Here is a 13967-nt window from a genome sequence, read left to right as displayed (position 1 = left end):
CCTCAGCCCCTGGCTCAGGGCCGGGTTTTGGCGGCAGGGTCGGACAAAGCACCCAACCGCTTTTCCAGCGTTCGCAGCACCGGGCCGATGTTGGCGCCCACTCTGATCTGCGGATTGGAGAAACCGTCGTCCTTGCCTGCGTCGACCTCGCGCTGCTGGATCACAGGAACGGCACGGGCAAAGGCCTGCTCGAAGGAATGGGTGTTTCGCAGCTGCTCGTCAAACATGGCGCGGCCGAAAAAGGTCAGTTCGGACAACTGGCCGCAGCCGTAGGACGTGTGTGTGGCGTCCGCCGCCGTCATGACCAGGGTGTTGTCGTTGGCCAGGGCATCGATCCAGCCGCCCGAGTAACAGGCCGAGACGGCAATCACGCGATTGCGGATGCCTGCCTTGTCGAGGGCTTCGCGCAGCTCGGCCGGGCTCAGGGGCGCCACCTCCAGCGGCCAGTGCGAAGCGGCGAGCTTGAAGTCACTGGCACCGTGCGAGGTCAGGTAGACCACCAGCACATCGTGGTCCCTGTCCATGCGCCCGGCCAGCGCCTCGATGGCACGCTGCAGATTGAGCGTGGTGGCCCAGGGATGGGTTTGCGCCGTGCCGGCATGGTTAAGCAGGTGGAGCACGCGACCGCCCGCATCGAACCGGTCGGCCAGCACGCCGCTGACCAGGGTGCTCTCGCGCAGGAAAACGTCTTCCGCCGCATAGGGCGCGAACACCAGGCCATACACATCGACCACGCCGGGGCGCTGCGGCGCAATGGCCGCCACGGTGCGCCGCCACAACGCCTGCTGGTCTTCCAGGGTTTGCTGGCTCAGGCGCAACCTGGCCTTGCTGCTCTCGGCACCGGCACTGCGCGCATAGTCCTTCTCCCAGGCGCGGGCCTCGAATTGCCAGGTGGTCAATCCCGTGCATGCGAGCAGTGCCAGCGCAAAAACCGCTGCGCGCCCGGTCCAGCCTGCAAAACGCACCACAAGGAAGAAACTGACGCCCAGCGACCAGGCGGTGAAAACGGCATAGATCGCCCAGTGAAGCCAAGGCCAGGACAGCACCCTGCCCTGGACCCAGCCGTGAACCATGGCCGCCATCAGCCCTTCGTACACAAGGGTGTTCGGCAGGGAAGCCACCAGCCACAACATCAGGCAGGCGGTCACGCTGCCGCGAGATATGCCGGCCGGGTTTTCCTGCGCGGGAAAGGCCCACCAGGCGAGTCCTGCAAACACAGGCAAGGTCCACCAGCCCGACAACCAGGCCTGCAAATCGAAAATTGCCGGGCCCACAACCTCGACACGCTGCGCGCCGGCATCAACGGCTAACACGATCAGGGCAATAACCAGCAACTGCCAGGGTTCAGGCAAGCGTCCGGCCACCCGGGGTGGCAGAAAAAAGGCAGCACGCAGGCCTTCCACCAGCCAACGGCCGGTTGGCAGAAAAGTCGCCGACGTGGACCGCTCCCCCAAAGACAGCAGGGACTCGGGAATACCGGGCAAAGTGGGTTGGGCTTGGGACTCGTGCATGGCGGCATCATGCCACGCGAGGTTCAGGCGTCTGTGGCGGCTGCGCGTGGTTTGGGGCCTGCCAGTTCAGGCTCCAGATGGAGCCGCTGCGGATTGGCATAACAGACAAAACGTTTATTGGTCGCGCGGCCTATCGCGCACAGTCCGACTGCCTGCGCCACCTGGTGGCCCATCTGCGTAATGCCGCTGCGTGAAACGACGATCGGCACGCCCATCTGCGCCGACTTGATGACCATTTCGCTGGTCAGGCGGCCCGTCGTATAGAACACCAGACCTTCGGCCCCTTCTTTTCCAGCCAGGGCCGCGGATCCGGCTTCGCCGGTCCGCAGGCGCAGCGCCCCCTCGGGGGGCAGCGAACCACACGCAGTGGGGAGCGTGGGGGCCATATTGATCCACATCCAGCCGGCGATGGTGTCAATCGCGTTGTGGCGGCCGACGTCTTCGACAAAGAGCAGCATGTCACTCTCTTCATCTTCATACCCGGCACGAAAGAGCGCGCAGGCATGCACCGAGCCCGCAGACTTGTAAGTGGTTTCCTTGATCCGGATGGTATTGACCAGACCGTAGAGCTGGCGCTGCGTGATGTGCGCATCGGGCGGGAGCACGATCTGGTCCACTTCGTCCATCAGACCACCGAACACGCTGCCTTGTCCGCAACCGGTCGTCACGACCTTATGAGCAGTTTTTTCCTCGATGTTTTCGATGCCGTTGCGCGTCTTGACCGCCGCGGCACCCACATCCCAGTCCACCGTGATGGACTCGATATCGCTCACCTCCCTGACCAGGCGCTGGTTACGCAGGTAGCCGAGCACCAGTAACTCCGGGTGAGCACCCAGCGTCATCAGGGTGACCAGTTCGCGCTTGTCCACATAAACCGTCAGCGCGCGTTCAGCGGGAATGGAGACTTTCTGCTGTTCGCCATATTCGTTGACGGCATCGATCTCGCAGGTCAATGGGGCCTGGGCGAGCGTCAGGCGGGGCAAAGGCAGGGAGGGTGGCGAGGACATGCAGCAAGGCTACAACAAAAAAGCCGGCTCCTCGCGGGGCCGGCTTTCAGGTGGAACCCGGGATCAGGGTTTCTTGGCAGGATTGACCACAGCGTCAGGCTGCCTGGTGCTGGGCGGGCTGGTTGCAGTGGCCGACGGCGAATGTGCGCCGGCGGCCTCGATGGGCTTGGCTGACGGCGGGACATAGGCGAACGGTCCCGGCTCTACGCAGGCAGGCGCTGCTGCTGGCTTGGTTTCTTTTCCCGCAGCCTTGGCTGTTTTGTAGTAACTGGCAGCCACCCTGTCTTGCGCCTTGCACAGCTGGTAGCCCTCGACTTTGCCGGTCCATGCAGCCTTGGCAGCCGCCTCCGCAGCCTTCGCTTTGGCTTCGTCACTCAGTGCGGGGAGTTTAGCCAGCGTCACCGATGATGCCGCCACCAGCAAGCCCGCGAATAAAAGTTTCTTCATACGAAAGCTCCTCGTTATGCCTGTACGGTCTGGCTGGGCGGCGCAGACTCACTGCGTTGGGCAGGAATTTTTCCGGCTTTCACGTCGTCATACCAGTATTCGTGGTGTTCCTTCGCCCAAGTTTCATCCACATAGCCGGTTTTCATGCCGTCGTAGGCGCCTTGCATGCCGATGGTGCCCAGGTAGATGTGGCCGATGAACAACGCCATCATGAGCACAGTAGCCACGGCATGCACCATGTGCGCCACCTGCATGGTGTCGCGCACATAAAGCAGTCCGGGCACCAGTTTGTCGAGCACCAGTCCCGAACCCACCACGATCAGCCCCAGCAAGAACACGCCGCCCCAGAACAAAAGTTTTTCGCCCGCATTGAAACGGTGCGATGGCACTTCCTTGCCAGACAGCAGGCCACCGCCCTTGAGCAGCCAGCCGATGTCGCCGCGGCTGGGCAGGTTGTCGCGGACAAAAGTGAAAAACACGATCACCAGGGACACCGCAAACAGTGGCCCGGCGAAGTTGTGCATGGTCTTGAGTACATAAGTCAACCAGCCGAACAGAGTGGCGCCCATGATCGGCAGGAGAAAAAACTTGCCGAAGGCCATCACGATGCCGGAGATGGCCAGAATGCTGAACGCAATCGCGTTGGACCAGTGCGCCGAACGCTCGAAAGGTGTGAAACGCTCGATCTTGCGGCCGGTTTCTGCACCGTGCAGATTGATGCGCCCCTTGCCAAGGTAAAACAGCGCGATGGCACCGATCACGATCAGCAGCAAGGACCCGCCGTAAGGGATGAGCCAGTTGTCGCGCACCTGCCGCCAGGCTTCACCGGCGTTGGTCAGGCGGGAGCCGGGGTACTGCACAAAAGGCTGGATCAGGTTGCCGGCTTCGGGCGCTTCGCTTTTGGGCAGGCTGCTGTAACCCGTCACACCCGTGCCGACCTGGCGCCACATGGGGGCGTTGTTGCCGGGCTGTACCCTGGCGCGCTCGCCATTGGTCTGCTCGGCATATTTCGGATCAGCACTCGCCTCGGGCTTGACCTCGAAGATATTGGCGCTCTGGATACCGCCAGAAGGTGCTGCCGCTGCCGGGGCAGTTGCTGCAGGTGCGGGGGTTGTGGCCGGTGCTGCTGCAGGCTGTGCCAGAACAGCCGCAGACCAGCCAGAGGCCACGAAAAACAATGCCGCCAGAATTCGCGATGGGCGTTGCATGTGAACTCCCTTATTTCACGCGGTTGTATTCGTTCTGGCCGGCCTGTGCGCGGGTCTTGAGCTGCTGCTCCCAGGCGGTCTTGTCGCCGGCTTTCCAGCCCGGGGCGTTGTACGCGTTGCTGGTGCCCTCGAACGCCGGGGCGTCGCTTTTGACCCCAGCGGCAGTCTGCGGCTTTTCGCCGCAGGCGGCCAGCGCCATGGCGGTGACCGTGAGGAATACAAGACGCATCATGATTTGACTCCGTTGGCAGGGGGTTTGCCCGCCTGCTTGGACCCGTAAGCCGTACCCCAGCCCCACACTTCAGCGCCCTTGCCGCGCTGCACGACACGGTTGCGGAAAATGTCGGCAACCACATCGCCGTCGCCGGCCAGCAAGGCCTTGGTCGAGCACTGCTCGGCGCACGCCGGCAGCTTGCCCTCGGCCAGCCGGTTGCGGCCGTATTTTTCGAACTCGGCCTGGCTGCCGTTCGCCTCGGGTCCACCGGCACAGAAGGTGCACTTGTCCATCTTGCCGCGCACGCCGAACGTGCCCTGCGACGGGAACTGCGGTGCGCCGAAGGGGCAGGCGTAGGAGCAGTAGCCGCAGCCGATGCAGACGTCCTTGTCATGCAGCACCACGCCTTCTTCGGTGCGATAGAAGCAATTGACGGGGCAAACCGCCATGCAGGGCGCATCGCTGCAATGCATGCAGGCCACCGAGATCGATTTTTCGCCGGGCACCCCGTCATTGAGCGTGACCACACGGCGGCGGTTGACGCCCCACGGAACTTCGTTTTCGTTCTTGCAGGCCGTGACGCAACCGTTGCATTCGATGCAACGCTCGGCGTCACAGACAAATTTCATTCTTGCCATGGTGTTATGCCCTTTCCACGTTGCAGACTGTGGTTTTTGTTTCCTGCATCATCGTCACGCTGTCGTAACCGTAGGTCGTGGCCGTGTTGATGGCCTCGCCGCGCACCACCGGCGCCGCACCCTTGGGGTAATAGGCCAGCATGTCGGCGCCCTGCCAGCGTCCGGAAAAGTGGAAAGGCAGGAACACGGTGTCCGGCCCCACCCGTTCGGTGACCAGCGCCTGGACATTGATACGCGCCCCGGTCGGGGTGCTGACCCAGGCACGCTCGCCGTTGCGTATCCCTTTTTCCGCGGCAACCTTGGGGTTGATCTCGATGAACATCTCCTGCTGCAGCTCGGCCAGCCACGGGTTGGAGCGGGTTTCCTCGCCACCGCCCTCGTATTCCACCAGCCGCCCCGAGGTCATGATCAAGGGGTATTTCTCGTGCACCTTGTCGGCTATGTTTTTCTGCTGCACGGTTTTGTACAGCGTCGGCAGACGCCAGAAAGCCTTCTTGTCATCGTGTGTCGGGTATTTGGCCATGAGGTCGGGCCGGTTGCCGTACAGTGGCTCGCGATGCTGAGGAATCGCATCGGGAAAATTCCACACCAGGGCGCGCGCCTTGGCGTTGCCAAACGGGTGGCAGCCGTGATTTTTCATGGCGACCCGGATGATGCCGCCCGACGAGTCGGTCTTCCAGTTCTTGCCCTCGGCGGCTGCCTTTTCGGCATCGGTCAGTTCGTCCCACCAGCCGAGTTTTTTCACCAGCAAGTGGTCGAATTCGGGATAGCCGGTCTGGATGTCCGCTCCTTTGGAACAGGATCCGTCTTCTGCCAGCAGGTTTTTGCCCTCGCGTTCCACGCCGAAGTTGGCGCGGAAGTTGCCGCCGCCGTCCATGACATGTTTGGAGGTGTCGTACAGGTTGGGGGAGCCGGGGTGTTTCATTTCCGGCGTGCCATAACACGGCCACGGCAGGCCGAAATAGTCACCGGTGGTGTCGTAGCCGGTTTCCTTGTCCTTGCCGCCTTTGGATTTGAGCGTCTTGACATCGAACAAATGCATGTTGCGCATGTGCGCCTTCAGGCGCTCCGGGCTTTGCCCGGTGTAGCCGATGGTCCAGACGCATTTGTTGATCTCGCGCAGGATGTCTTCCGGCACGGGCTCGTCCATGCCCTTGACCTTCTGCATCTTGTAGTTCTTCGACAGCTCCTTGGCGAAGCCCAGTTTCTCGGCCAGCTGGTGCATGATCATGTGGTCGCTACGGCTTTCCCACAGCGGCTCGATGACTTTTTCACGCCACTGAAGGGAACGGTTGGAGGCCGTCACGGAGCCACTGGTCTCGAACTGGGTGGCCGCCGGCAGCAAGTACACCGCGCGGTTGGGGTTGAGGTCTTCGGCCTTGCCGGGCATGGCAGCCATGGCTGCCGTGGCGGAGGGATAGGGATCGATCACCACCAGCAGGTCCAGCTTGTCCATGGCGCGCTTCATCTCCAGGCCGCGGGTCTGGGAATTGGGCGCATGGCCCCAGAACACCACACCCCGTAGGTTGGCGTCCTGGTCGATGAATTCGTTTTTCTCCATCACACCGTCGATCCAGCGCGAGACGGTGATGCCGGGCTTGCCCATCATGGCGGGCGAAGCGTAGCGACCCTTGATCCAGTCGAAGTCCACGCCCCAGGTCTTGGCGAAGTGTTTCCACGAGCCTTCGAGCAGGCCGTAATAACCTGGCAGCGAATCAGGGTTGGGGCCAACGTCGGTGGCTCCCTGGACGTTGTCGTGGCCACGGAAAATATTCGTGCCACCGCCGGACACGCCAACGTTGCCAAGGGCCAGCTGCAGAATGCAGGAGGCGCGAACCATGGCGTTGCCTATGGTGTGCTGCGTCTGGCCCATGCACCAGACGATGGTGGACGGCCGGTTTTTGGCCATCATCTCGGCGGCCATGAGTACCCGGGCCTCCGGCACGCCGCAGGCTTCTTCCACCTTGTCCGGCGTCCACTTGGCCAGCACGTCTTCCTTGACCTTGTCCATGCCGTAGACCCGGTCGTTGATGTACTTGGTGTCTTCCCAGCCGTTCTTGAAGATGTGATACAGCATGCCGAACAGGAACGGGATGTCCGAGCCGGAGCGGATGCGGATGTATTCGTCGGCCTTGGCGGCCGTACGCGTGAATCGTGGATCGACCACGATCATCTTGCAGCCGGTTTCCTTGGCATGCAGCATGTGCAGCAGGCTCACCGGATGGGCTTCCGCGGCGTTCGATCCGATGTACAGGGCGACCTTGCTGTTCTGCATGTCGTTGTACGAGTTGGTCATGGCGCCGTAGCCCCAGGTGTTGGCCACACCGGCCACCGTGGTGGAGTGACAGATGCGCGCCTGGTGGTCGCAGTTGTTGCTGCCCCAGAAGCTCACGAACTTGCGCATCAGGTAGGCCTGCTCGTTGTTGTGCTTCGAAGATCCGACCCAGTACACCGAATCAGGGCCGCTGGCCTTGCGCAGCTCCATCATGCGGGCAGTGATCTCGTTGAGTGCCGTGTCCCAGCTGATGCGCTCGTACTTGCCGTTGACCAGCTTCATCGGATAACGCAGACGGTATTCGCCGTGGCCGTGTTCGCGCAGTGCAGCCCCCTTGGCGCAATGCGCCCCGAGATTGATGGGGGAGTCGAACACCGGCTCCTGGCGCACCCACACACCGTTTTCCACGACCGCATCGACCGCGCAGCCCACCGAGCAATGTGTACACACGGTGCGCTTGACTTCAATTTTTCCGCTGCCATCGCCTGCCGCCGGCGTGGCGGCCCTGGCTTTTTTAACCAGCGTCAGTTGCGTGGCGGCCAGTCCGACGCCGACACCGAGACCCGAACGCCGCAGGAAGGCACGGCGGTCCATGGTGGGCAAGGCATGGGACAGGCCACGCGAGAGGCTTTGTACAAAACGTGCGGATCCCGCGCGCTGCGCCGGGTCGCCATGAATACCTTGGATTTTTTTCGTGAGCAGCATGGAGCTCTCCGTAAGAAGGGAAACGGGGGAAATTCAGATGTCAGATGCGCGTGGTCTGGTAGTAGCGCTTGACGTGATCCGAGAGGCTATACCCGCCGCCTTTTTCAGGCGCCGGCTTGGGCTCCTGGACGGCTGCTTCGGGCGCTTGTACCCCTGGCAGGGCGACTGCCACGGCGGCAACAGCGCCGGTGGCGGCAGCGCCGAAAAAGAAACCCCGGCGCGAGGGTTTTGGCTGGCTATCCTGCATGGTGACCTCCAAGGATGCTTGCTATGAGTTATGAAGTAATTTGCATACTTACTGACTGGGTGTACTTTACGTCAGACCCGCGCACCCGACAATGACCGTGCAACACCAAATACAACGCCTAGGGGAAAACGATAGGGCATCATAGTTTTGACCTTGGTTGCACCAATCGGACCGAAGCAGGAGAAAGTGTCGCATTTTGAGAAACGGCGGGCAGGCAGCTCAGGCGAGCATGTCAAACCCCTGGGTTTCAACGCTGAGGAATGTGTGGGTGAAGCCCGCCACACAGCGGTAAAAATCAGCCTTCGGGTGGGTGCTGACCGCGTCGCACAGAATGCTCGCCCAGGGCTGGAGGTGACGCGCAAAAAACTCGCGCTGGCGTGTCAGGTTGGCCACCTCCACGTCGTCACCCGCAATCAGGTAACGCATGACTTCGAACAGGTAGGCGATGTGGTCCTCGGTTTCGGACATGGCTTCGTCGCGCGCCAGGCCCAGCGCATCCAGGTCCGTGCGCAGCGCCGCCAGCGGTTTTTCGTTGAGAAACCCGCTGAGGTAATGGGAGCCGAACAGGTAAACCTCGGGCTTGCCGATGCCGCCGAAGAGCATGTCGTATTCCGCCGCGATCTCCTCGTCAGACAGCTTGCGGGCCGCGCCGACAAGTTCGCTCCATGAAGCCTCCAGCAGCGCGCCTGCTGCCGGCGCCTCCGTCACGGCCACACGCAGGTTGCTGACCAGGCTGGCGGACGGCGGCGCATAAAACAGTGCGGCCAGCAGGCCATACACCTCGGCGCGTGCGGTTTCTTCGTCCAGCGCGGACGACACGAGTTGGGCTGGCTGGTTCATGGATTTAGCGGATGTCGGTGATCTTGATTTCGTTGTCGGCCGAGTAGATATCGATCACGCGGCAGTCGCTGCACATTTTCAGGCGTTCGGCCGCGGCGCCCTGGAACATCGCATGGCCGGCCAGCTTGCCGAGCATGGACTCGATGGCCTTCAGGGTGCCAAACGGTTTGCTGCAGCGTATGCACTGGTAAGGCTGGCTTTTATTGAGCACCCGGGCTTCCCTGCGCTGCGGCGTGAGCAGCAGACGCGGCTGCAGGGTGATGGCGTCCTCCGGACAGGTGATGGCGCACAGGCCGCACTGTACGCAGTTTTTTTCAATGAATTTGAGCTGGGGCCGTTCGGGGTTATCCTGCAGCGCACTGGCGGGACAGGCACTGACGCAACTCAGGCACAGGGTGCAGGCGTCCGTGTTGATGGCCAGCGTGCCCAACGGCGAACCGGCCGCCGGCAGGGCAATCGCCTCGGGCTTCGCAGGGGCTTGCGTCATCAGGCTGTCGAGTGCCAGCTCCAGGGTAGCGCGCTTGTCGGCCTGTACTGCAAAACCAGCCGCCTGCGCCACGCTTTGGGCCGCAGGCGCTTGCAACCATGCATCCAGCGCGGCCAGGTCACGCGCATCCTTCGCCTGGAAAATCCGGAAATGCTCGCCCTGATAACCCAGGCCGCTGAGAATGGCCTGCGCCACATCCATCTGCTCGCGCACGGCATCGCGGTACTGCGGCGCCTCCTCGTCCGTCATGAGCACCCAGACCTGCGAAGCACCATAGGCCATGGCCGACAGCCACAACTCCAGGCCCACCGAAACGGTGTGCGACAAGGCCAGGGGCAAAACCCGCGCCGGCACGCCGCGCGCGGCCGGATCGAGCCGCGCCAGGCGGCCCAGGTCACCCAGCAGGCGCGTTCCCGCCTCCTGACTGTGCAGCAGCAGGGCCGCCTGTTTGCCGCCGGCCCGGGTGTAGGTACCCAGCAAGGTCTTGATCTTCGTGCCCTGCTCTGCCGGACGCGGATAGGCATAGGTGAGTGCGCCGCTGGGGCAGACCGTGGTGCAGGCACCGCAGCCCACACAGAGATTGGGGTTGACAACAATTTGCTGCCGCTCGCGCTGGCTGCTGATCGCAGAGGCTGAACAGACGTCGATGCAGGCGGTGCAGCCGGTTTTTTCATTGCGGCTGTGGGCGCAGAGTTTTTGCTTGTAGTTGAAAAATTTTGGTTTTTCAAACTCGCCGACCAGAGACCGCAGGGTGATCAGGGTGCGGCTGTCCTGGCCGTCCCAGCGGAAGTAGCCCTGGGGCAAGGCATGCTGCGTGAAGGCCGGTGTAGCCCGCAAATCCAGCACCAGGTCAAACTTCTCGCTCAAGGCCTCGGACGCGCGGCTGAAATCAATGGCTCCGGCCACGCCGCAAGCCTTGACGCATGCCCGGTGCGATTTGCACAGGGCGTTGTCGATCTGGTAGTCGAAGCCGATCGCTCCTTCCGGACAGACGGACAGGCAGGCATTGCAGCGCGTGCACAGGTCCAGATCGATCGCATTGTTGCGTTCCCAATGCAGATCGAACGCCCCGAGCCAGCCGGTCAGGCGCTGGATCTGGCCGGCCAGTACCGGGTAGCGCCGCTCCTGCAGACCACCGTCGCGGCCCGTCCCCAGACTGAACAGCGTGACATCCAGTGCGTCCGACAGCAAGCCGGCGGCGCGTTCGGCCGCATCGAGCTCACCAATGATGAGCAGACGGCCCGTGCTTTTGTAGGTCACGGTGGCCACGGGCTCGGCGTCCGGCAAATGGGCGACCGCCAGCAGGGCCGCGATTTTGGGGCTGGCCTGGGCAGCGTCCCGGCTCCAGCCTCCGGTCTCGCGAATGTTGACAAACTTGATCACCGAGGTGGCTCCCTCGGTTTGTTGCGCCAGTTCCGCGAAAAGCCGTGTCTCCTGGGTGCAGGCAACCACCACGTCATCGCCGGACTGAACTGCTTTCTGGAAGGCGCCCGCCTCGCGCCGGCACAGCGCTGAATGCAGGGTCAGTTTTTCATCAAGCGTCGCGCCCAGCGTCTGGGGCTGGAGGGGCATCGTCTGGTTGCAGTCGCAAATCAGTGTGGGCATGGTTTTCGTGGCTGGCACCGGAGTCGGTCGGTAACTCGGGTTGGCTGGAAGGGTCAGGAGGACGGGCCGGATCGCTTATGCCCGGATTTTCATAGGACTGTGCCATGGTTTCATCCGTGGGGTTATTCGCACTTTCCCGCGGCGAAGAAACCGGCGCTGCCTGCTTGTCCTTGTCTTCATCGTCAAACAGATTGAGGAACCTGGCGCCCACCATTTGCCGGAGCATGGACTCGGGAATGGGATCGGGCTTCGAGTAGTCGTCAATATAGATGTCCAAGCCGTCCATCACATTGAAGTGCGGATCGGCAAACAACTTTTTCATGGCGGCGTTGCGCACTTCGGGCCCGACATCACCGGCCATGAAAGGCTTGAAGTCAGAGTCCTGGGTCAGCAGTTTCACATCCTCCAGCGTCAGGAGCTTTTTTTCAGGCTGCACAGCGGCATCGGCCGGCGAAGTTGCAGGCTCCGTCGGAGCCGGACCTGAAGACCGGGTCTCATTGCCCTTGGCCGCTGGTGGAACGACGGGCGCAACAGGCTCGTCAAGCGGCTTGCCCTGCAGGGCATCCGTCTTGCGCCGCGCCCACCGGCCCAGGAATCCGCGGGCTTCGTCGTCAGCCATGGCCGCCTCCGCCCCACTTCTTGTCGGTGCTCACCCGCGCGGGGTTGCCGAACCTGTCCTGCAGGGGCTTGAAGCTCTGCGGGCGCTGCCGGCGCTTGGCTTCGAGCACGTAATGCGCATCCACAAAAGCCTGCATCCACTCGACCACGTCACGCGGCGCCGCCACCTGTTCCACGGTTTCCTGCGCGTCCAGCCAGCGCCCGGCATCGTGGTAACTCAGCGTCACGGTCTGCGGCACCGCGACCGGTTCATCCGCCAGCGCAGTTTCTTCTTCCATGCGCCAGACCACCCAGAAGCAGGGCTGGGGAGTGGTGATGTTGAGGTAGTAGCCCTCGGCATCGTCGGTGAACAGCTCGACCCTGAAGCCCGGATGCAGCCAGCGCTCCTCCTGGTCATCCTTGAGGAGAAGACGCGGCTGCGTGCCAAAGCCTTCTTCATGCGGCACGATGTCGGCGAGCGACCAGCGCCACGGCTGCCAGCGGTTGTCGATGCGCTCGCGGCGCATGACAACCGCCACCGCTACACAAGGCCTGCGAACGACCGGGTCCGTCTCGGGTGATTGCAGCAGAAAGCCAGGGTGTGCCATGAATGGAGTCCGGTTCAGCCTAGAAACTGCAGTTGAACGCATTCGAGTGGGCCCTTGGCGGCGCGTCTGGCAAGACGTGACAACGCGGCAGGCTACTGCCTGCAAGGCGGAGCAACGCAGCCAGGCGCGCCGCCAAGGGCTCAATCGGGTGCGTAGCGCTGTCACCCCCATAGTGACGGTGTTCGTGCCTGAAGAAGTAAGTGTTCATGCGGCTTGCCCAGCGATTTCGAGCGGTCAACTGCGGTTTCTAGGCTCAAGTGTCTTTCGATATCGTGATGGTCGGGAACTTGGCGGAAAAATCTTTCGACTTGGCGGCAATCGTGATGGCCACCTGGCGCGCCACGGCCTTGTAGATGCCGGCGACTTCGCCGTCCGGGTCGGCCACCACGGTGGGCCGGCCGTTGTCGGCCTGCAGCCGAATCTGCATGTCCAGCGGCAAGGCGCCGAGGTAGCTCATGCCGTAGTCGGCCGCCATCTTCTTGCCGCCGTCTTCGCCGAAGATGTGCTCGGTGTGGCCGCATTTGCTGCACACATGGACTGCCATGTTTTCGACAATGCCGAGAATCGGCACGCCGACCTTCTCGAACATCTTGATGCCTTTTTTCGCGTCGAGCAGCGCGATGTCCTGCGGCGTGGTGACAATCACCGCGCCCGTCATGGGCACACGCTGTGACAGCGTGAGCTGGATGTCGCCGGTGCCGGGCGGCATGTCGACGATCAGGTAGTCCAGGTCTTTCCAGTTGGTCTGGCGCAGCAGTTGCTCCAGCGCCTGCGTGGCCATCGGGCCGCGCCAGATCATGGCTTCGTCCTGCGCGACCAGGAAACCGATGGACATGACCTGGATGCCGTAGTTTTCCATCGGCTCCATGTTCTTGCCGTCCACGCTTTCGGGGCGGCCCTCGATGCCCATCATCATGGGCTGGCTGGGGCCGTAGATGTCGGCATCGAGCAGGCCCACCTGCGCGCCTTCGGCGGCCAGGGCCAGGGCGAGGTTGACGGCGGTGGTGCTTTTGCCCACGCCGCCCTTGCCGGAGGCCACGGCCACGATATTTTTCACATTGGGCAGCAGTTGCACGCCGCGCTGCACGCTGTGGCTGGCGATCTTGAAACTCACATTGACCGACACGTTGGTCACGCCCGCCACGCCCTTGGCGGCGGCAATCAGCAGCTTGCGGATGCCGGCGAGCTGGCTTTTGGCCGGGTAGCCGAGCTCCACATCAAAGGACACGTCGCCGCCGGCAATCTGCAGGTTTTTAAGCGCCTTGGTGCTGACAAAATCCTTGCCGGTGTTGGGGTCAAGCACGCCTTGCAGGGCGTTCAGGATTGCCTGTTGTTCTACAGCCATCTGGGGAATCTCCGATTGAATCTGGGGTGGCGAGCCGGCCGCACCGACGCGCGCCGCGCGGCGGCGGGTTGGGCTGAAGTCTAAGCCAATGCCGGAGCGAGCGCAGGCAGGCCGGCGATGACCTGACAACCCGGCCATGACCGCGACTCAAGGTCCGCCCCAGCGGGTCGCGCCAAAAGCATCCAGGAAGCGGGCCAGGTCCTGCGCCGGCAGGCGGTCGACGCCTGCCGCCC

The 13967-nt window shown here is 62.8% G+C and carries 13 protein-coding genes; all 13 read right to left on the bottom strand.

Annotated elements, in window-relative coordinates; genetic code table 11:
- Window positions 1–14: 14 nt before the first annotated feature.
- Window positions 15–1511, bottom strand: coding sequence for a C13 family peptidase (locus tag WA904_RS21880; protein WP_425199234.1), 1497 nt, complete (start codon window positions 1509–1511; stop codon window positions 15–17).
- A 23-nt stretch (window positions 1512–1534) separates the two neighbouring features.
- Window positions 1535–2518 (bottom strand): formate dehydrogenase accessory sulfurtransferase FdhD, encoded by a 984-nt coding sequence (locus WA904_RS21875; protein ID WP_425199233.1) that lies wholly within the window; start codon window positions 2516–2518, stop codon window positions 1535–1537.
- A gap of 63 nt (window positions 2519–2581) precedes the next feature.
- Window positions 2582–2965 carry a hypothetical protein gene (locus WA904_RS21870; protein ID WP_425199232.1) on the bottom strand — a complete coding sequence of 128 codons (384 nt, stop codon included), beginning with the start codon at window positions 2963–2965 and terminating at the stop codon, window positions 2582–2584.
- A 14-nt stretch (window positions 2966–2979) separates the two neighbouring features.
- A complete protein-coding gene (locus tag WA904_RS21865; RefSeq protein WP_425199231.1) occupies window positions 2980–4173 on the bottom strand; it encodes a formate dehydrogenase subunit gamma in 1194 nt (397 codons plus the stop codon).
- 10 nt (window positions 4174–4183) lie between these two features.
- The gene (locus WA904_RS21860; RefSeq protein WP_425199230.1) at window positions 4184–4405 is read right to left on the bottom strand and encodes a hypothetical protein; all 222 of its coding nucleotides are present in this window, start codon (window positions 4403–4405) and stop codon (window positions 4184–4186) included.
- Entirely contained in the window at window positions 4402–5025 is a 624-nt protein-coding gene (gene fdh3B / locus WA904_RS21855; protein WP_425199229.1) for a formate dehydrogenase FDH3 subunit beta, read from the bottom strand. The genes WA904_RS21860 and fdh3B overlap by 4 nt, the downstream gene beginning before the upstream one ends.
- A gap of 4 nt (window positions 5026–5029) precedes the next feature.
- Entirely contained in the window at window positions 5030–8005 is a 2976-nt protein-coding gene (locus WA904_RS21850; protein WP_425199228.1) for a formate dehydrogenase subunit alpha, read from the bottom strand.
- A gap of 40 nt (window positions 8006–8045) precedes the next feature.
- Window positions 8046–8252, bottom strand: a complete 207-nt coding sequence (locus WA904_RS21845) for a formate dehydrogenase (RefSeq protein ID WP_425199227.1) — start codon at window positions 8250–8252, stop codon at window positions 8046–8048.
- A 219-nt stretch (window positions 8253–8471) separates the two neighbouring features.
- Window positions 8472–9092 carry a TorD/DmsD family molecular chaperone gene (locus WA904_RS21840; protein ID WP_425199226.1) on the bottom strand — a complete coding sequence of 207 codons (621 nt, stop codon included), beginning with the start codon at window positions 9090–9092 and terminating at the stop codon, window positions 8472–8474.
- Between the two features lie 4 nt (window positions 9093–9096).
- Window positions 9097–11184: a 4Fe-4S binding protein gene (locus tag WA904_RS21835; RefSeq protein WP_425199225.1), complete on the bottom strand. Its 2088-nt coding sequence runs from the start codon at window positions 11182–11184 to the stop codon at window positions 9097–9099.
- A complete protein-coding gene (locus WA904_RS21830) occupies window positions 11114–11803 on the bottom strand; it encodes a DUF3306 domain-containing protein (RefSeq protein WP_425199224.1) in 690 nt (229 codons plus the stop codon). Before WA904_RS21830 ends, WA904_RS21835 begins: the two co-directional genes overlap by 71 nt.
- Entirely contained in the window at window positions 11796–12389 is a 594-nt protein-coding gene (locus tag WA904_RS21825) for a DUF3305 domain-containing protein (protein WP_425199223.1), read from the bottom strand. Before WA904_RS21825 ends, WA904_RS21830 begins: the two co-directional genes overlap by 8 nt.
- Window positions 12390–12642: 253 nt before the next feature.
- Complete coding sequence (gene apbC / locus WA904_RS21820) at window positions 12643–13734, bottom strand: iron-sulfur cluster carrier protein ApbC (protein WP_425199222.1); 1092 nt, start codon at window positions 13732–13734, stop codon at window positions 12643–12645.
- Between the last annotated feature and the right edge of the window lie 233 nt (window positions 13735–13967).

It is taken from the genome of Polaromonas sp. (assembly GCF_049790275.1).
Classification (GTDB): Bacteria; Pseudomonadota; Gammaproteobacteria; order Burkholderiales; family Burkholderiaceae_C; genus Polaromonas.
The sequence above is the reverse complement of the archived record's forward strand: the minus strand, read 5'-3'. Positions and strand labels throughout refer to the sequence as shown.